Source organism: Companilactobacillus metriopterae (assembly GCF_002762335.1).
GTDB classification, from domain to species: Bacteria; Bacillota; Bacilli; order Lactobacillales; family Lactobacillaceae; genus Companilactobacillus; species Companilactobacillus metriopterae.
In genome coordinates, this window is record NZ_CP024610.1 from 1,486,394 (window position 1) to 1,506,148 (window position 19,755).

Annotated in this window: 19 protein-coding genes; 4 read left to right on the forward strand and 15 right to left on the reverse strand. The window is 33.7% G+C overall.

What is annotated here, in order from left to right; genetic code table 11:
* Positions 1 to 18: 18 nt before the first annotated feature.
* Positions 19 to 1,383: a UDP-N-acetylmuramoyl-tripeptide--D-alanyl-D-alanine ligase gene (locus CS873_RS07675; RefSeq protein WP_099975242.1), complete on the reverse strand. Its 1,365-nt coding sequence runs from the start codon at positions 1,381 to 1,383 to the stop codon at positions 19 to 21.
* Positions 1,384 to 1,473: 90 nt separating this feature from the next.
* Between CS873_RS07675 and CS873_RS07680 the strand changes: the two genes are divergently transcribed.
* Positions 1,474 to 2,685, forward strand: a complete 1,212-nt coding sequence (locus CS873_RS07680; protein ID WP_099975243.1) for a multidrug efflux MFS transporter — start codon at positions 1,474 to 1,476, stop codon at positions 2,683 to 2,685.
* 26 nt (positions 2,686 to 2,711) lie between these two features.
* Here CS873_RS07680 and CS873_RS07685 read toward each other — a convergent pair whose 3' ends face one another.
* From CS873_RS07685 to CS873_RS07710, 6 genes are all read right to left on the reverse strand, one after another.
* Positions 2,712 to 2,951 carry a type B 50S ribosomal protein L31 gene (locus CS873_RS07685; protein WP_099975244.1) on the reverse strand — a complete coding sequence of 80 codons (240 nt, stop codon included), beginning with the start codon at positions 2,949 to 2,951 and terminating at the stop codon, positions 2,712 to 2,714.
* A 103-nt stretch (positions 2,952 to 3,054) separates the two neighbouring features.
* A complete protein-coding gene (gene abc-f / locus CS873_RS07690; protein WP_099975245.1) occupies positions 3,055 to 4,545 on the reverse strand; it encodes a ribosomal protection-like ABC-F family protein in 1,491 nt (496 codons plus the stop codon).
* 255 nt (positions 4,546 to 4,800) lie between these two features.
* On the reverse strand, positions 4,801 to 6,084 hold the full coding sequence (locus CS873_RS07695; protein WP_099975246.1) for a UDP-N-acetylglucosamine 1-carboxyvinyltransferase: 1,284 nt from the start codon (positions 6,082 to 6,084) through the stop codon (positions 4,801 to 4,803).
* 37 nt (positions 6,085 to 6,121) lie between these two features.
* Complete coding sequence (locus CS873_RS07700) at positions 6,122 to 7,735, reverse strand: CTP synthase (protein ID WP_099975247.1); 1,614 nt, start codon at positions 7,733 to 7,735, stop codon at positions 6,122 to 6,124.
* A 155-nt stretch (positions 7,736 to 7,890) separates the two neighbouring features.
* Entirely contained in the window at positions 7,891 to 8,517 is a 627-nt protein-coding gene (gene rpoE / locus CS873_RS07705) for a DNA-directed RNA polymerase subunit delta (protein WP_342743836.1), read from the reverse strand.
* Positions 8,518 to 8,561: 44 nt separating this feature from the next.
* On the reverse strand, positions 8,562 to 8,999 hold the full coding sequence (locus CS873_RS07710; RefSeq protein ID WP_099975249.1) for a YwiB family protein: 438 nt from the start codon (positions 8,997 to 8,999) through the stop codon (positions 8,562 to 8,564).
* A 63-nt stretch (positions 9,000 to 9,062) separates the two neighbouring features.
* Here CS873_RS07710 and CS873_RS07715 point away from each other — a divergent pair, with 63 nt between their 5' ends.
* From CS873_RS07715 to mscL, 3 genes are all read left to right on the forward strand, one after another.
* Positions 9,063 to 9,866, forward strand: a complete 804-nt coding sequence (locus tag CS873_RS07715; protein ID WP_099975250.1) for a lipoate--protein ligase family protein — start codon at positions 9,063 to 9,065, stop codon at positions 9,864 to 9,866.
* A gap of 2 nt (positions 9,867 to 9,868) precedes the next feature.
* Positions 9,869 to 11,209: an HD domain-containing protein gene (locus tag CS873_RS07720; protein ID WP_099975251.1), complete on the forward strand. Its 1,341-nt coding sequence runs from the start codon at positions 9,869 to 9,871 to the stop codon at positions 11,207 to 11,209.
* A gap of 65 nt (positions 11,210 to 11,274) precedes the next feature.
* Entirely contained in the window at positions 11,275 to 11,673 is a 399-nt protein-coding gene (gene mscL / locus CS873_RS07725; protein WP_099975252.1) for a large conductance mechanosensitive channel protein MscL, read from the forward strand.
* Positions 11,674 to 11,706: 33 nt separating this feature from the next.
* On the opposite strand, the gene CS873_RS07730 is transcribed toward mscL, so the two are convergent.
* The 8 genes from CS873_RS07730 to metG all read right to left on the reverse strand — a co-directional run bounded on the left by CS873_RS07730 (position 11,707) and on the right by metG (position 19,741).
* Positions 11,707 to 12,687 carry a ribose-phosphate diphosphokinase gene (locus CS873_RS07730; protein WP_099975253.1) on the reverse strand — a complete coding sequence of 327 codons (981 nt, stop codon included), beginning with the start codon at positions 12,685 to 12,687 and terminating at the stop codon, positions 11,707 to 11,709.
* A gap of 9 nt (positions 12,688 to 12,696) precedes the next feature.
* Positions 12,697 to 14,085, reverse strand: a complete 1,389-nt coding sequence (gene glmU / locus CS873_RS07735; RefSeq protein ID WP_099975254.1) for a bifunctional UDP-N-acetylglucosamine diphosphorylase/glucosamine-1-phosphate N-acetyltransferase GlmU — start codon at positions 14,083 to 14,085, stop codon at positions 12,697 to 12,699.
* Positions 14,086 to 14,162: 77 nt separating this feature from the next.
* A complete protein-coding gene (gene purR, locus CS873_RS07740) occupies positions 14,163 to 15,008 on the reverse strand; it encodes a pur operon repressor (RefSeq protein WP_099975255.1) in 846 nt (281 codons plus the stop codon).
* Positions 15,009 to 15,162: 154 nt separating this feature from the next.
* A complete protein-coding gene (locus tag CS873_RS07745; protein WP_099975256.1) occupies positions 15,163 to 15,435 on the reverse strand; it encodes a Veg family protein in 273 nt (90 codons plus the stop codon).
* 71 nt (positions 15,436 to 15,506) lie between these two features.
* The gene (rsmA, locus tag CS873_RS07750) at positions 15,507 to 16,397 is read right to left on the reverse strand and encodes a 16S rRNA (adenine(1518)-N(6)/adenine(1519)-N(6))-dimethyltransferase RsmA (protein WP_099975257.1); all 891 of its coding nucleotides are present in this window, start codon (positions 16,395 to 16,397) and stop codon (positions 15,507 to 15,509) included.
* Positions 16,397 to 16,963, reverse strand: coding sequence for a ribonuclease M5 (gene rnmV, locus CS873_RS07755; RefSeq protein WP_099975258.1), 567 nt, complete (start codon positions 16,961 to 16,963; stop codon positions 16,397 to 16,399). Before rnmV ends, rsmA begins: the two co-directional genes overlap by 1 nt.
* A 1-nt stretch (position 16,964) precedes the next feature.
* Positions 16,965 to 17,729, reverse strand: coding sequence for a TatD family hydrolase (locus CS873_RS07760; RefSeq protein WP_099975259.1), 765 nt, complete (start codon positions 17,727 to 17,729; stop codon positions 16,965 to 16,967).
* Positions 17,729 to 19,741 carry a methionine--tRNA ligase gene (gene metG, locus CS873_RS07765; protein WP_099975260.1) on the reverse strand — a complete coding sequence of 671 codons (2,013 nt, stop codon included), beginning with the start codon at positions 19,739 to 19,741 and terminating at the stop codon, positions 17,729 to 17,731. Before metG ends, CS873_RS07760 begins: the two co-directional genes overlap by 1 nt.
* Between the last annotated feature and the right edge of the window lie 14 nt (positions 19,742 to 19,755).

Sequence of the window (19,755 nt, forward strand, 5' to 3'; positions counted from 1 at the left end):
ATTAGTAATAATCTCAACTTAAACCAAGTCTTTTAAAACATTTTCCAAATGAATTCCGTGACTAGCTTTTAATAAGATTGTGTCTGTTGGTTCTAATTCTTGCTTCAAATCACTGACAAGATTATCTAGTTGATCTTTATCATATAATTTCAAATCTTTAGATGAATACTTATCAGTTAACTTGTTATTCAATTGCTGCATGTCAGTTCCCACTAGATAGACTTTGTCAAAGTCATCAGGATCAATATGGTCTGCCAATGATTCATGTAACTCAGAAGATAAATCGCCAAGCTCAAGCATATCCCCTAATACAATAATCTTTCTTCCTGCTGTTTTAATAGTTTTTAGATTGTCTAAAACTTCAATTACAGCAGTAGGGTTGGAATTGTATACATCACTTAAAATATCAGCTCCGTTACTTGCTTTTAACCATTCTGTACGATTTTCAGTAACGTTTAATTCTTTCAAAGATTTAGCCATTTGATCAGGTCTAGTATGGAAAATTTTACCAATCATCAAGGCTGCTAAAGCATTTCTGACATTATATTCGCCCATCATCGGAATAGTAAATTTCTCATCTGGCCAAAGATTTGTTTTAAATTCAGTATAATCCTTACCTGAAACAACTTCTGTTGCATAAATACTATTCTCTGTACCCATACCAAAAGTAAGTTGTTCTTGCTCAACATTTTCAGCCTTTTTAACTAACAGTGGTTCATCTCCATCATAAATGAAACGGCCATCTTCTCTAAGGTGACTAGTAATTTCCATCTTAGCATCAGCGATCTTATCTCTGGTCTGGAAAAACTCTATATGTGCTTCACCAATCATGGTAATAACTGAAAAGTCAGGATTTGCAATTGTACTCAAATGCTCTATCTGACCTGGTCGATCCATTCCCATTTCAAGAACTAAAACTTCTGTATTAACTGGCATATTCAAAATGGTAAAAGGAACACCAATTTCATTGTTAAAATTCTTGGGAGTTTTTGCAACATTATTATTTATTGAAAGCACATTGGCAATCATATCTTTGGTTGTTGTCTTACCATTACTACCTGTAACTGCAACAACTTTAGGATTTACCTTAGAAAGATAATACTTTGCGATAGCTTCAAAAGCATCACTAGTATTCTTAACCTCCAAAAGTGGGATAGAGACATCTGGAATTTCATGATCTCTTTGCCAAATTGAAGCAACAGCACCATTGTTAATAGCGCTATCTATAAAATCATGTCCATCACGTTGATCAATTAGTGGAATGAACAAATCCCCATCTTTTGCCTCACGACTATCAAAACTTACACCTGTAATAGATATATCTTTGATATTTTCTGCTTCAATATTGAGTGCAGAATACACTTCTTTAAGTCTCATTTTCATAATAAAATTTCCCCAAATCAAAAATTATTAGTATCGATAAATCTTAAGAGTATACTAGTTAGAGTTAGAAAGGATTTGAACTATATCATCATGAAAGAAAAACAAAATAATTATTGGAAAAAAAATCTAACCGTACTCTGGTTTAGTACCTTTATATCTGGTATTGGATTTAGCATGATAACACCCTTCATGCCATTATACATCAATACTTTAGGCAATTTCACTAAGAGTCAGCTGGTTACTTGGAATGGTCTGATTTTTTCTGCTACATTCCTAGTTATGGCATTCATTTCTCCCGTTTGGGGAAAAATTGCTGACCGCCGCGGTAGAAAGTTAATGTTAATTCGTGCATCACTAGGTATGGCTATCGTCATCACACTACAAGCATTTGTAGTTGCACCATGGCAGCTACTTGTACTTAGACTGTTACAAGGTGTTTTTTCAGGATTTATCAGTAACGCCAATACGCTTATAGCGTCTACCGCTCCTAGATCACAAAGTGGTCGAGCTCTAGGAACTCTAAACACTGGTGTTATGTCTGGAACACTATTAGGACCCTTAGTAGGTGGAGCTATAGCACAATACTTTGGATACAGAGTTCCATTCTTAATAACAGGTACTCTATTATTTATAGCATTCATCCTAGTTGTAACCTTCATACAAGAAGATTTTCATCCAATTGCCAAGGAAGACGAAGAATCCACAAAGGAAATCTTCCATAATTTGAAACATCCAAAGATAATTTTTGCATTATTTGTTACTACTTTTATTATCTATGCTTCCAATACTTCTATTAATCCATTTGTCAGTTTGTACACAAAACAACTTATGAATGGAAGTAGTAATGTAACACTGGTAGCTGGATTGGTGGCTGCTATGCCTGGTATTGCAAATGTTATTGCTGCTCCCAGGTTTGGAGCACTAGGAGATCGAATAGGTACCGAAAAAATATTAATCGGTGGTTTATTCTTTGCTTTCCTAGTTTACATTCCCCAAGCGTTTGTTACAAATATTTGGCAACTGGCTGGTCTAAGATTCCTTGTTGGAATTTCAGATGCCTGTCTTGCTCCGCAAGTTCAAACCATGTTGGCTAAAAATACTAGTCATAAATACACTGGTAGAATATTTGGTTATAATCAATCATTCCAATCAATGGGAAATGTTGCAGGACCTCTATTGGGTTCTTCCATAGCAGGTTTTTATAACTACTCTGCAGTATTTTTATTCACTAGTTCTTTGGCACTGATAAACTTCATCTGGGTATTTTCCAATTTAAAAGTTAAAAATAAAAGCCACCTGTAAAAAGGTGGCTTTTTTTAGTACTTGTCTTATAGTCCGTATTTCTTGTTGAAACGATCGATACGACCATCTGCTTGAGCAAACTTTTGTTTACCTGTGTAGAATGGATGTGAATCTGATGAAATTTCAATACGTACTAGTGGATAATCGTTACCTTCAAAGTCAGTTGTTTCATTTGATTGAACTGTAGAACCAGCTAAGAATTTCTTACCTGTAGTTGAATCCATGAAAACTACTTGATGGTATTCTGGGTGAATTCCGTCTTTCATTTATATGCGCTCCTTTTGCCCTAAATCATTTGCTGAAATAGAGATTATTTACTAACGATTAATAATATTATCATGAATTAGCGTTACATTCAATACAATTATGCTATCCCAAAACGATTTTTTTATTAGATATTTCATTTATGAAATCTAAATCATGATCTATAACAATCATTGTAGGTTTTTGATTTTTAATCATTTTTATAATTTGTTCTCTGGTAATTATATCTACATAGTTAAGTGGCTCATCCCACAAGTAAACATTTGATTCTTCTGAAAAACTAACTGCTAACTTAACTTTTTGTTGTTGGCCTAAACTCATTTGGGATATTGGCATTGGAAAAGATTCTCTCTCAAACCCCATTTTTCGCAAATTTGAATAAATTAATTGAACATCTACATTCTTTATTTCAGCTAATTTTTCTATATTTTCAGTAAATTCTTGCAATTGTTCTAGATAAGAAATTTTTAATTGAGGCTTGATTTTTATTTCTCCATATACTTCAAACGGTTGAGAAATACCCATTATCTGTCTAAAAATAGTTGTCTTTCCAATTCCATTTCTACCGACTAAAGAAATTATATCATCGTTATTTAAATAAAATGATGTTTCTGGAGTGCTTATTTTATTGGTTTTTAAAATCAAATTTTGAACATGGATCAAGCTTTTATCTTGAGTAAATTTTTTAAAATTCATGGAAAGTGGACTTTCCACATCAATATTTTTCAACAATTCTCTAGATTCTTCTAGTGACTTGTTAGATCTGTCTTCTAAAAGTTTTGATTTTTTCATCATTTTAGCTGACTTATGTCCAATAAAGCCTTTATCTAGATTGTCCTTTTGTCCCTTAGTTTTATTTTTCTGTTTCTCTGATTTACCTGCCCATTCTTTTCTCTTCGTTGCTATTTTATTTAAATTCTTAATTTCACTTGTTAGATGTTTCTTTTGCTCTATTTCTAAGCTATCTTGTAAATTCTTTTTTGTTTCCCAAGTATCATAATTTCCCTTGATAGTATCAATATCGGCTTTATTTATTGATATAACGTGATCAATTACTTCGTTTAAAAAATATTTATCATGACTAACTACTATAAATCCCTTTTTATTTTTTAAATATTCAGAGACAATTTGTCGTCCCTGAATATCTAAATGATTAGTTGGTTCATCGATCAATTGGAATCCTCTCTCATCAGCAAACAAAATTGCAAGCAAGACTTTTGTTTGTTCTCCTGGGCTAAGAGTATCAAACTGTCTTTCTAAAACATCATCGCTTAAATGCAATTTCTCAAATTCAATTTCTATTTTCCACATATCGTAAATATTGATCCCTGATAAATTGGTAACAATATCCGAGACTAATCTTGATGGATCCTCTATATTTTGTGGATACATATAAAATTTCATGTCTGTATTAACAGAGTTATCTGAAGGTAAATCTCCAGACAAAATTTTTAGTAATGTTGTTTTCCCACGACCATTTCTTCCAACTAATCCTAATTTCCAAGTTTCATCAATATTTAAATTAACATTTTGGAATAGATAATCTGACATTTGATTATATCGAAAGTTTAAATTATTTATGTTTATTGTTCCCATTTGCGCACCTCTTCGTTTGAGGTGTAGTGATTTACATTTACTCGGGCAAATAAAAAAGAACGCTTAAATAGCGTCCTATGGTGTTTATCTACAGCACAGGATGTTTGACACTATTGAGTTAAATTAAGCAAAAGTAAAAAACTACACACGTTATTTATGTATAATCTTGTATATTCTGCTTAATTTCTCAATAGCGACACATCCTCTCTTGTTTTTAGTTTTTTATAATTTATCATGTGACCAAAACATTGTCAATTAAATTTCAAATCTAAATTCGTCATCACCGATCAATTGAACATCTGCTTGTAAACAATGTAATTTCCAAACAACTTGATCGTATCCTCGTAGAATATTTTCAGCATTATTAATAACTGTTTGTCCTTCAGCTAACAAACCTGCAATCATCAAGCAGGCACCAGCTCGAATCTCTTCCGCTGAAACTGTGGCACCCTTAAGTGGTTTTCCACCCTTAATAAAAATAAGATCATTTTCACTTCTGATATCTGCACCCATTTTTACTAATTCAGGGATATGTTTGATTCGCTTAGGATAGATAGTATCAACAATCATCCCTTCACCTGCTGCAGACATTAACAATGGTGTTATCGGTTGTTGTAAGTCTGTCGCAAATCCAGGATATGGCATTGTCTTCACATTTATTGGCTTGATATTTTTAGTTTCACCAACATAAATACTATCTTCGTCAATTTGAAGATCAACGCCCATTTCAATTAATTTTGCAATGAAAGCATCCAAATGCTCACTGATAATATTGTTGACTCTGATTCCGCCGCCATTTGCAGCAGCCAAGCTCAAGTAAGTTCCTGCTTCAATTCTATCTGGAATAATTGTGTGAGAATTCTTAGATTTCAAGCTATCGACGCCCTCAATTCTAATTGTCTCTGTTCCAGCGCCACGTATAGTGGCTCCCATATTATTCAGAAATGTAGCTAAGTCGATAATTTCAGGTTCTTTAGCTGCATTTTCAATTACTGTTGTTCCCTTTGCTTTTACAGCAGCCAAAATAATATTAATAGTGGCACCTACTGATACCATATCTAAAAATATCTTGGCACCAGTAAGTCCTTCCTCTGGTGAAGTTATGATAATTTGACCTTTTCTGTTTTCAACAGTTGCACCCAAGGCTTCGAATCCTTTGATATGTTGATCAATTGGTCTAGGTCCAATATCATCCCCACCGGGGAACCCAACTATAGCCTTACCAAATTTTCCAAGCATTGCACCCATAAAATAATAAGAAGCTCGAAGAGAACTTACCTTACCACTTGGTAGCTCAGCAAATTTAATATTTGTTGTATCGATATGCAACACATCATTCTTCATACTAGATTTTACATTCATATCCTTAAGGATAGAACATAGGTTATTCACATCTCTAATTTGAGGAACTGAATCAAGTGTTACAGGAGTTTCAGAAAGTATTGCTGCTGGAATAATAGCAACAGTACTATTCTTTGCTCCACCAATAGTCACTTCACCAGAAAGTTTTTTTCCACCATTAATTATTAGTTTTTGCATCTTTAATATCCTTAAAGTATTTATTGACTGCTAGGATCTAGATCGAATCTTCTTCTAGACCTGAAGCTGCACCGATAAATGCTTTGAATAGTCCTTCTGGTCTTGTTGGTCTTGATAAAAATTCAGGATGATATTGAGCAGCAACGTGAAATTTATTTTCTGTTACTTCAACAATTTCAACTAAACGATTATCAGGAGAAACACCAGAAAATGTAAGTCCTAACTCTTCAAATTGTTTACGGTATTCATTATTAAATTCATATCTATGTCTATGACGTTCTTGAATAACTGATTGTCTATCATATGATTCATATGCTTTAGAACCTTCTTTTAGCTTACATGGGTAAGCACCAAGTCTCAATGTTCCACCGATGTCTTCAACATCTTTTTTGTCTGCCATGATATCAATAATTTTATTTGGAGCTTTGTCATCAACTTCACCAGTTGTAGCGTCTTTGATTCCAGCTACATTTCGAGCAAATTCGATACTTGCCATTTGCATTCCTAAACAGATACCTAGGAATGGCACATCATTTTCACGTGCATATTTGATAGTTGTAATCATACCTTCCAGACCACGACTACCAAAACCACCAGGAACAATTATACCATCTGAATCCTTCAAATATTCAGCAACATTGTCTTCATTGATCAAATCCGCAGAGATTTTTTCAATTTCAATATCAGTATTATATGTGTAACCAGCTGCACGTAATGCTTCTGTAACTGAGATATAAGCATCTTGTAGTTTTGTATATTTACCAACAAGAGTAATTTTTGTCTTATGTTTCAAGTTTCTAACTCGATCAACAAGTTTGTTCCAATCTGCCATATCTGCAGGTTTTGTGTCTATACCCAAATATTTACATACAATTTCATCAAATTTTTGTTCTTGAAGATTCAATGGGATTGAATACAATGAGTCAGCGTCTCTTGATTCAATAACTGCTTCTGGATCTACATCACAAAATGATGCAATCTTATTTTTCATATCTTGTGGCATTTCTTGTTCTGTACGAACTACCAAGATATTTGGTTGAATACCGATACTTCTTAATTCTTTAACTGAGTGTTGTGTAGGTTTTGTCTTCATCTCACCTGCTGCCTTTAGATATGGCACCAGTGAAGTATGGATATAAGTTACATTTTCTGCTCCAACATCTGCTTTCATTTGACGCAAAGCTTCTAAATATGGAGTTGATTCAATATCCCCAACTGTTCCACCAACTTCAGTAATGATTACATCTGAATCAGTTGTTGTAGCAGCGCGCATGATTTTTTGTTTTATCATGTCTGTAATATGTGGAATTACTTGTACTGTAGCACCGTTGTATTCTCCACGGCGTTCTTTTCTGATAACTTCTGAATAAATCTTACCAGTAGTAACATTTGAATATTTATTCAAATCATTATCGATAAATCTCTCATAGTGTCCTAAATCTAAATCTGTTTCAGTTCCGTCATTTGTAACGTAAACTTCACCGTGTTGATAAGGACTCATAGTTCCTGGATCAACGTTGATATATGGATCAAATTTTTGGATTGTAACTTTCAATCCGCGATTCTTCAATAGTCGTCCTAGTGATGCGGCAACTATACCTTTTCCTAATGATGAAACAACTCCACCTGTAACGAAAATATACTTTGTCATATCTGTTCCTCCACATATTTTTGGTAGGGATTTACACTCAAAAAATATAAAAAGGTCCCCTATTCAATATTGAACAGGGAACCTTTAATTAGCCTTTGTAATAGAGCCCAAACAATATAATACGATTATATGAGTCCTACGTCAAACCTTTTATTTTATAAATCTTCGTCGTCGTCTGAATTGTCGTCATCGTCTTCTTCATCAAGATCGATGTCTTCTTCATCTTCGTCGAATTCTGTTAGTTGACCTTCGATACCATCTTCTAGGCTATCGTCTTTTTCATCCTCATCATCAACTTCATCTACTGCTGTGATATCAGCATTTGTAAATTTAGATAGATCAGGACCATTGTCTACAACACCAGATACTGCAACTTCGTCATCTCCGTCGCCTAGTTCTGAATCATCTTCAAATGATACAACATCATCTACGTCATCACTCAAGAAGGCGTTAACCTTAGATGCAGACTTGTGAGCACTTTCAGCACCACTATCTTCTGGATGGTTAACTTCTTCATCAATAGAATCAAATGGATACCACTTGCGTAATCCCCAAACATTCTCACCTAAAGATAGAAAACTACCATCATTATTTAGATCAGTATAAAATTGTGGTAATGCTTCTTTAATTTGGTCGTCAGATCTACCAAGATATGTTTGAATTTCATTGATCATATCAGAAAAGTTCATTACTTTTTTATTGTTATTTTCAAGAAGTTCAAGTGCCACCTCAATTAGAGATAGTTCTTCTTTTCTTTGATTTTTGAATTTTTCAAATTCCAAAAGGTACACGTCCTTTCACAAGCGTCTAGTTATTATGATATCAGCTAAGCATTAAAAATCAATCTAAATTTGTAATTACCTATAACATTTTCCCCAATTATTAAGTCATAGTCAACCTTTATATTTCCAGCTAGTGGTTCTGTTGAAAATTCTGCACTTAAATTTTTAGTAAATGTTCTCATTGGCATCAATCCGTATTCAGTTTGTACCTGACCTGAATTGTAATCTCCATGTGTAAAATATAGATTAGTACTCAATTTAGTTGAGCTAGCCACACGGCGAACCAGCACATCACCATCTTCAGTAATCTTCACTGTGATTAGTGCTTCTTCACTGTCATCTAATTTTTCACTAAACCGAAGATAAAAAGACTTACCAACCTGAGAAAATTTCCCCGGTTCAATTATGGTAGTTCGACTGATTTCGTCTTCTTGCTGCATATCGATATTAAGTTCTACTGATACATCTGTATTATTTTCCAAAAATAAGACCTCGAAATGATAAAATTATATATATTAAAATAATTTACTAAAGAAGAAAACTCAATGAATGATACCATTTTATTATACAATCAAAAACAAAAAACATCCAAATACTCATCTTTTGCAAACACTGAAGCAATTTTAAAGTATACTTCTGAAACGAAAAAAGCTGTAATTCACTTTTGGACGACTGAACCGACAGTAATTCTTGGGATGCAAGATTTAAGACTATCAAATCTATCTAAAGGATTAATTTATTTAAAAGAGCAACAATACGATTATTTTGTCAGAAATTCTGGCGGTCTTGGAGTTGTTTCAGATGATGGAGTTTTAAACTTTACTATCTGCCTACCATCAAAAGATCAACTTTCAATTGATGCTGCCTACGAACTGATGTACAAAATTATCAGAGAAACTTTTAATGAAAACATTGTAGCTGGAGAAATAGAAAATTCTTATTGCCCTGGTACTTATGATTTGAGTATTAATGGCAAAAAAATCGCCGGATTATCTCAACGTCGTGTTGGAGAGTCAGTTGCTATCATGGCTTACATCAGTATTTGTGGTGATCAAAACTTGAGATCCAACTTGATGCAAAATTTTTATCAATTAAGCAATGTACCTATCAACGAAAAAATCAAGTTTCCTGTAATTGATCCAGAATGTATGGAAAATTTAGATAGCTTTGATGAGCCAAATTTAACTATCTATTTAGCAAAACAGAAAATTATTGATAGAATAGCTTTAGATTACAATATTGATTACGATAATTTTGAGACTATAAAAGATAGTGATACTTACATTAAAAATTTTAAAAACTCAATTGAACGAATTGAACAAAAAAATCTCCAACAACCAGAGGTATAAAAATGGCCTACGAAATAGAAATGTTGCCAAAAGAAAAAGTATTCCTAGATCCTGTTCACAACTATATTCATATTCAACATAAGGTTATTCTGGATCTTATAAATAGTAAAGAATTTCAACGTCTTCGCCGTGTTAAACAATTGGGGACTACTTCATTTACATTTCATGGTGCAGAACATTCCAGATTTACACATAGTATTGGTGTCTACGATATTACACGTCAAATATGTGATAATTTCCAAAGAAATTACCCATCTAAAAATGAAAATGACGGTTTGTGGAACGATGATGAAAGAATAGTAGCACTTTGTGCTGCTCTACTTCATGACGTTGGACATGGCCCTTACTCACATACCTTCGAACATATTTTTGATACTGATCATGAAAAATGGACACAAGAAATTATTACTTCTGATAAAACAGAAATTAATCAAATTTTAAAACAAGTTTCTCCAGATCTACCAGATAAAGTAGCCAGTGTTATCGCTAAAACTTACCCTAATCCTCAAGTTGTTCAGATGATATCTAGCCAGATAGACGCTGATCGCATGGACTATTTACTGAGAGATGCTTACTTCACTGGTACTGAATATGGAATGTTTGACCTCAAAAGAATCTTGCGAATGATGCGACCATACTCGCAAGGTATTGTCTTTGATGCCAGCGGTATGCACGCTGTGGAAGACTATCTAATTTGTAGATATCAAATGTATCAACAAGTATATTTCCATCCTGTCTCTAGGGGTATGGAGGTCGTTTTAACTAAATTGCTAAAACGTGCTAAAGACCTATTTGATACTAATCAATTAGAAAAATTTGAACTATCGAATTTTCTTATGCCATTCTTCCGCAATGATGTTGATATCGATGATTATCTTCGTTTAGATGACGGAATACTCAATACTTATTTCTCAATCTGGCAAGATTCTCCTGATGCTATCTTGAGAGATTTATCTAGTCGATTTTTAAATAGAAAGCCATTCAAATCTGTTGAATATAGCAGTGATACTGAACATCTTCTTCCTACTCTAGCTAATATTGTGGAAAATGCTGGTTTCGAAAAAAATTACTACACTTCAACAAATACGAATTTTGACTTACCATATGATATTTATGATCCTAAGAAACAAAAAAATCGTACTCAAATTGAACTAGTTCAAGCAGATGGAACATTCATTGAGTTATCTACTGTTAGCCCCTTGGTAGAGGCACTTTCAGGTAGATTCACGGGAGATGAAAGATTCTATTTCCCTAAATCTATGCTGAAAAATCAGACAAATGATATTTTTAATGATGCATATCTTGAATTTCAATCGAATATTCGTAATAACAAAATTATATAGATTCAACAATCTTTCACAATTTTGTAGTAAAGTAATTAATATTATACTTTCAAAGGAGATATTAAATGTTACAAGAATTTAGAGAATTTATTTCTCGTGGTAGTACTGTTGACCTGGCAGTCGGTGTTATTATTGGTGCTGCTTTCAATAAACTAGTGGCTGCACTATCAACTTCAATTATTAACCCTTTACTTGGTATCTTCATCGGACAAATTAACTTGTCAGCTATGCAATTCCAAATATTAGGTGCAACATTCTTAGTTGGTGATCTGATTAATGCAATAATTGAATTTTTGATTACTATGTTCGTAATATTCATGATCATGAGACTTATGAATCAATTACGACGTGACGGTTCTAAAAGTAAGTTTGAACAAAGCCAGAATCAAAGTCCAGAACTTCAAACACTTACTCAAATTAGAAATCTATTGCAACAACAAAATGATCAAAGAAATAGATATTAAAAAAAGGAAATCCTATATAGGATTTCCTTTTTTTTAATTGTTTGAACTGTTAAATCTTGTGTTGAACAATGGACTGACTGGTTCATTGTCATGAATACGATTAATAGCTTCACCAATAAGTGGTCCAACAGAAACTTGAACTAACTTATCAATCTTCTTGTCTTCTGATAAGTTTATTGAATCAGTAACAATCAATTCTTTAATTGGAGATGCAGCTAATCTCTCGACAGCTGGTCCTGAAAGTATAGGATGTGTACAACATACATATACTTCTGTTGCACCTGCATCAATAATTGCTTGAGATGCTAACGTAATTGTACCAGCTGTATCAATCATATCATCGATAATAATAGCTCTTTTACCCTTAACATTGCCGATAATATTCATGATTTCAGCCACATTTGCTTTTGGACGTCTTTTATCGATAATGGCAATAGGTGTCTTCAAAAATTCAGCCAACTTTCTAGCTCTTGTAACACCACCGTGATCTGGAGAAACAACAACAGCATTTTCTTCCAGATGATTACTCAAGAAATAGTCCGCTAGCAATGGTGCACCCATCAAGTGATCTACAGGAATATCGAAGAATCCTTGAATTTGTGCAGCATGCAAATCAAGAGCTAGAACACGATTTACACCAGCTCTTTGTAGCATGTTTGCAACTAGTTTGGCTGTAATAGGTTCACGAGATCTTGCTTTACGATCTTGACGAGCATAGCCGTAATAAGGAATAACAACATTAATAGTGCTTGCTGAAGCTCTCTTAAGAGCATCAACCATAATTAATAATTCCATCAAATTATCATTAACTGGTGCGCTGGTAGATTGTACCAAGAAAATTTCAGCACCACGGATACTTTCTTCAATGTTAATTTGAATTTCACCGTCACTAAAACGAGTAACAGATGATTTTCCCAGTGGAATACCTACTGTTTCGGCAATTTTTTCAGCTAATGGTTTATTAGAATTTAGTGCAAAAATTTTAATTGGTCTATCGCTGTTATTATCAGACATTTTCTTCTCCTAATTCCAATCTTCACTTTTAGATACTGGAAGTCTATCCCAGAAGTCTTCTTTATTTGTTTGTCTTTCTCTAGCAATTGCTAAAGAGTGGAAAGGCACATCATTAGTAATAGTAGATCCTGCTGCAATAAATGAATGATCTGAAACATTAACTGGTGAAACAATATTAGAATTGCTTCCAATAAATGAATGATCACCGATATTACTATGATGCTTACCCACTCCGTCGTAATTAACAAAAACAACACCACATCCAACATTGATGTCAGTACCTAAGGTAGCATCACCAACATAAGTTAGGTGACCTATCTTAGTTCTATCACCTATTTCAGCATTTTTAATTTCACAGAAATTACCCACGTGTACATCTTCGCCAAGAACCGCTTTAGGACGTAGGTGTGAGTTAGGACCAACATTACTACCATTGTGCATAACGGCATCTTCAATTGTTGAACTAATAACTTGAACATTATCTTCAATAACTGAATTTTCAATTCTTGATCCTGAGCCAATCAAACAATCTGAACCAATGGTTGTATTTCCAAAAATCTTTGATCCCGGTTCAATAACTGTATCATTACCGATTTTTACTCCAAAATCAATATATGTGCTTTCAGGATCAACAATTGTTACTCCCTCTCGCATGTGATCTTCATTGATACGTTTGCGCATCAATTTTTCTGCATTGGAAAGCGCAATACGATCATTCACGCCCAATGACTCACTCAAGTCATCCATTTGGTAAGCAGCAATTTTTTTGCCTTGTTCTCTTAAAATGGATACTACATCTGGCAGGTAATATTCACCTTGAGCATTATCATTTTTCACATTTTTTAAGTTATCAAATAGTAACTTATTGTCAAAACAATAAACACCAGTATTTATTTCTCGGATATCTTGTTGTTCAGGCGTTGCATCTTTTTGCTCAACAACAGCTTGAACATCGTTATTTTCATCTCTGATAATTCTTCCATAGCCAAATGGATTATCAGCATGAGCAGTCAATATTGTAACTGCCGCTTTTTGTTCTTCATGGTAGTTGAATAGATTTTCAAAAGTTTCTGCTGTGAATAATGGTGTATCACCATTAACAATCAGAGTCATTCCTTCTTTTGAACCCAATTCATCTTCTGCTTGTTGAACAGCATGCGCAGTTCCTAACTGTTCAGACTGTAGCGCATACTTAGTTCTATCGCCTAGTAGATCTTGCACTTTTTCAGCACCGTGACCAATAACTGTTTCAATTACTTCAGGATTGATTTTTTCTACCTGAGTAACAACATGATCAACCATTGCTTTACCAGCGACTGGATGCAGTACTTTGTAAAGTTTTGATTTCATTCTTGTACCTTTACCGGCGGCAAGAATAATTACATATCGATTTGACATCAAAAAAGACTCCCTTTCGGTCACACTATTTACATTATATATAATAGCATTTTTTAGGGAGTCTACTCAATTGAGTTTTATTCAAAATAGTTAAAATTTGTATTTTCTATGAAGTTTCCTTCATCAATCGAAACTGACTTTTTATTTGGATCAATTTCATTTACTTTAAACATTGATGTAATGGAATTTTCAGAGACATTGTTACTTGTTGTAGAATTTTCGACAAATACTGTTGCTCCAATGTAGTTAGCATCAAATTCTTCAATCAAACTCTTCATCCCAATGATAGTTCCGCCGCCCTTCATGAAATCATCTACAACTAAAACATTGGATCCTGCCTTTAAAGAACGTTTGGATAATTCCATCTTTTGAATACGGTCACTAGATTCAGAAGCATAATTAACACTAATAGTTGAACCCTCAGTGATTTTGGAATCACGTCGAACAATGACAAATGGTACATTAAGATAATTAGCAACACTTTGAGCAATAGGGATACCCTTTGTGGCAACTGTCATAACAACATCAATAGAACTATCTGCATATTGCGTAGCTATCATTCTACCTATTGTTTTTAAAATTTCGGGATTGGTAAGTAAATCGGATAGATATAAATATCCTCCTGGCAAAATACGATCAATTTGAGCAATTTCATTTTTTATATCGTTCAAAAATTTTTGTGACTCATCTTTTGATATACCTGGAGTGTACAGAACTCCGCCACCAGCACCAGGTAAGGTTTCCAACATCCCTATACCCCTCATCATAAATGTTCGGCGAATAATACCAATATCTTCGGAAATTGAAGACTTAGCCGAATCATATCTTTCCACAAAATTCGATAGTGAAATCAAGGTATTAGGACGTTCCAATAGATAAAAAGTCATATCAATCAAACGTTCGCTTCTTCGTATTTTAGACATTTTTTCCCCTTAAAATTAAATATATACAATAAATTACCGTAAAAACTTAATTTTATAATGTCCCAATGTAAATTAAATAGCAAGTATTTTTGCGGAATCTTATCTAATTTTGAATAATAAAAAAACATCTACCCTCAAAGTAGATGTTTTTTTATTATTCTGCTTCAGCTACTTCTGCATCGACTACTTCATCACCTTCGAATGTAATATCGATAGATTTTGTAAGTAAGTCTGCGTAACTGTATGAAACTCTTTCAAATGAGTTTTCCTCTTGATCAAGGTTAACAACAAAAACTGAATGGAATGTTTCAGCTAAAGTACCCTTACGACGAACAACCTTCTTGCGTCCGGCTTGCGCCACCACTGTAAGGTTTTCCCCGATATGTTCATCAAGATGTGTCTTAATTGTTTGTAAAGATGTTGGCATAATGTCATTACCCCCTAGAGTACTAAGCATAACATAGTATCACAACGTTTACAATAATGTAACAAAAATCTCTATTTTTTAAATAATCTTTTAATTTCTGTTGCTAATTGTTTAAATTGTTCAATTGAAACTTGTTCTCCACGAGCATTTTCTGGAATATTACAGATTTCAAACGCCTCTTTAATTTTTTCACGACTATCATCATTGCGACCCAGCCAGTTTAATAAATTGTTTGTTAAACTCTTACGCTTCTGTGCAAATGAGGATCGTACTAGCTTATCAAAAAATACAGGGTCTTCAATATCTATCTGATCTTCTGGCAGTCTCTCTAAAACGACAACAGCTGAATCAACCTTTGGACGAGGAATAAACGATTTACCACCAACAATTCTTTCTATACGTGCATTCATTTTTGTCTGAACACCAATTGTTAATGAACCATAGTCCCTTGTTCCAGGTTTTGCGGTGATTCTTTCAGCAACTTCTTTTTGCATCATCAACACTAATGATTTAAATGAATACTGACTATTAATCAAATTAAGCATGATTGGTGTAGTGATGTAGTAAGGCAAATTAGCAACTACTTTAATTGTTGTATTTTCTAAACCATGATCTTTAACAAACTGATCTAAGTTTACTTTTAAAATATCATCATGAATAATTTCAATATTGTCATAGTCACTCAATGTATCGTGCAAGATTGGAATCAAACTATCATCAATTTCAAAAGCATATACCTGCTTAGAGACCTCTGCTAATTTTTCAGTTAGAGCACCAATACCTGGGCCAATTTCAATAGCTACTTCATCCAGATTTAGTTGACTTGCATCTACAATATCATCTAGAACTTTAGGATTAGTCAAAAAGTTTTGGCCTAAGCTCTTCTTAGCACGCAGCTTGTACTTGCGTAAAATTTCATTCGTTTTAATTGGATCAGAAATACTTAATTTATTTCGTGGCATCATTTTCCCTTTTTAAAGTTATTTATGGTATCTACTAATAGTCTTTTATCAACTTGAAACATATTCAATCGATTTCTAAACTGTTTGGCATTTGTTGAGCCAATATTTAGCTTATCTCCCACATAGTTGCGGAGATTTTGAGAATCTTTGTCACCAGACAATCCTAAATCTGACATATCTACAATTGTATATGGTTCAAAATCATCATTTGATATTTCATAGACATTTTCCAAGGCTAATTCAATATCTTGATTGCTTGCATGCTCAATACCTAAGCTATTGTGATTGCTAGTTTTGGGAGCTGCTGAAGCTCTCGTTAAAAATGCTTGTTTCGCATCTGGCACTTCTTTCATCAAAAGTGTACGCAACCTATTGCCATTAAAATCAGGGTCGGTGAAGATAATGACTCCTCTGGTTTTTTGAGCTAACTTTATTTGATGAATGGTGCGATCATCTAATGCTGACCCCACTGTCTCAATGGTATCAACATCCCCTAAACAGTCTTTAAGACGATTAGTATCCGACTTTCCTTCAACTACAATAATTTCTTTTATCTTTTTTATCATACTATTTTATCTTGTACACCTTATGTGCGTTGTTATATGTTGCCTGTGCTACTTCTGTTGGACCAATATCTTTATATCCAGCAATAGCTTCTACAACGTAGCGAGTATACGCTGGTTCGTTTTGACGTCCACGATATGGTTCTGGTGATAGATATGGTGCATCTGTTTCAACAAGCATTCTATCTAGAGGAGTATTCTTAACTGACTCATGTACTTCTTTTGTATTTTTGAAAGTAGAAACTCCACTATAAGAAATCCACAATCCTAAATCTAAGAATTTATTCAGCCAGTCAACATCACCATTGAAACTATGCAAAATAATATCCATACCTGAAATATTTTCATTACTTAAAATTTCATACATATCATCAAATGCATCACGGCAGTGAATACTTACCGTCATATCATACTGACGAGCTACAGATAATTGCTTAATGAAAACTTCTTTTTGAATTTCATGACTGGGATTTTCTGGCCAATGATAATCCAATCCAATTTCACCAATACCTACAACCTCAGGAAGCTTGATTTGGTTAATCAACTGATCTTCATTATATTTGTCAGCAAATTCTGGATGCCAACCAATGACCGCATATAATTGCTTATAATTTTGAGCTAGGCGGATTGCTTCAATATTGAATTCTTCATTAGAACCAATAATTGCCATTTCATCTACATCTAATTCTGCTGCACGAGAAATATATTCTTTTGCCTTACCTGCAAAAGCTTCATCATTTAAATGTGTATGAGTATCAAAAATTTTCATTAGCCTATAATTGCTCCATTTTGGTGAGAATCATCAACGATTGCAAGTTTAACTTCATCTCCTAGTTCTGATGAAAGTAACATTCCATTACTCCACTCTCCGACCATCTTACGTGGTTTCAAGTTAACTACTGCAAGAATTTTCTTACCAATTAATTCTTTGTAATCTGGATAGAATTTGTGCATACCTGAAAGAATTTGGCGATCAACTCCTGAACCATCATCTAATCTAAATTGAAGCAATTTGTCAGATTTTTCAACAGGTTTTACATCTAGAACTTCAGTAACTATGATTTTTACTTTAGCAAAATCATCAAATTCGATTTCTTTAGGGAATTCGTCATCAGTTTCTTCTTGCTTAGACTTATTTTGGGCAGACTTACTTAGCTTGCCAGCACCATTTTTAGCTTTTTCTTCTGCCATTTTTTCCTTGATATAGTTAACTTCCTCTTCAGTATCAAGTCTTGGGAAAATAGGTTCTGGTTTAGAAGTTACTGTCTTACCAACAACTGTATCTCCAAATTCAAAACAATTATCAGAGTCAATTGATAATCCTAATTGCTCAAAGATTTTTGCAGGTGCTTGTGTCATTACAGGTGCAATTAATAAAGCAACTAAACGTAAAGTTTCTGCTAGATGACCTAAAACAGATTGTAGTTCTTCTTTCTTAGATTCATCTTTTGCTAAAACCCAAGGTTGTGTCTCATCGATATATTTATTTGCACGACTAATTAAACTCCAGACACTTGCTAGCGCATCTGGAAATTGGAATTTATCCATTTGATCACGATAAGTAGTTATTGTTTCCGCATACTTGTCTTCTAAGGACTTATCGTATTCTGAAATTGTTTTTACTGATAGAATTTTTCCATCATCGTATTTATTAATCATTGAAACCGTACGATTTAGAAGATTTCCCAAATCATTTGCCAAATCATAATTGACCTTATCCACGAAATCTTCTGGTGTGAACATTCCATCATTACCAAATGGCATTGCACGCATTAAGTAATATCTAAGTGCATCTAATCCATAACGTTCAACTAGCATTTCAGGGTAAACAACATTTCCCTTAGATTTAGACATTTTACCTTCTTTCATCAATAACCATCCATGTCCAAAAATTTGCTTTGGAAGTGGTAAGTCAAGCGCCATAAGCATGATTGGCCAATAAATAGTATGGAAACGCACAATTTCTTTACCTACAAAATGAACATCGGCAGGCCAATACTTATTGAACAATGTTTCATCATCACTACCATATCCTAGGGCAGTAATATAGTTCATCAAAGCATCAATCCAAACATAAACAACATGTTTAGGATCACTCTTTATAGGAATTCCCCAATCAAAAGAAGTTCTAGAAATAGCCAAATCTTCTAGACCAGGTTTGATGAAATTGTTAATCATCTCATTTTTACGTATTTCTGGTTGGATGAAAGTTGGATTGTCTTCGTAATATTTCAATAAACGATCAGCGTATTTTCTCATCTTGAAGAAATATGATGGTTCACTAACTAATTCTACTTCATGACCTGATGGAGCTTTACCACCGATTACCTTGCCGTTTTCATCACGGTATACTTCTTCAAGTTGTGATTCAGTAAAGTATTCTTCGTCATCAACTGAATACCAACCAAAGTATTCTCCAAGATAGATATCACCTTGATCAATCAATTGTTCAACAATCTTCTGAATAGCATCAACGTGATACTGATCTGTTGTACGGATAAATTTGTCATTTGAGATTTCCAAAAGTTTCCATAGATCTTTAATTTGAGTAGCCATCATATCTACATACTCTTTAGGCTTCATGTTTAACTTTTCAGCCTTTTCTTCAATCTTCAATCCATGTTCATCAGTACCAGTCAAAAAGAATACGTCGTATCCTTCTTGGCGTTTGTAACGTGCTAATGTATCTGCAGCGATAGTTGTATAAGAATTACCAATCGTTAATCTTCCAGATGGATAATAGATTGGTGTTGTTACGTAAAATGTATTTTTTTCAGACATTTAGCTTGCCTCCA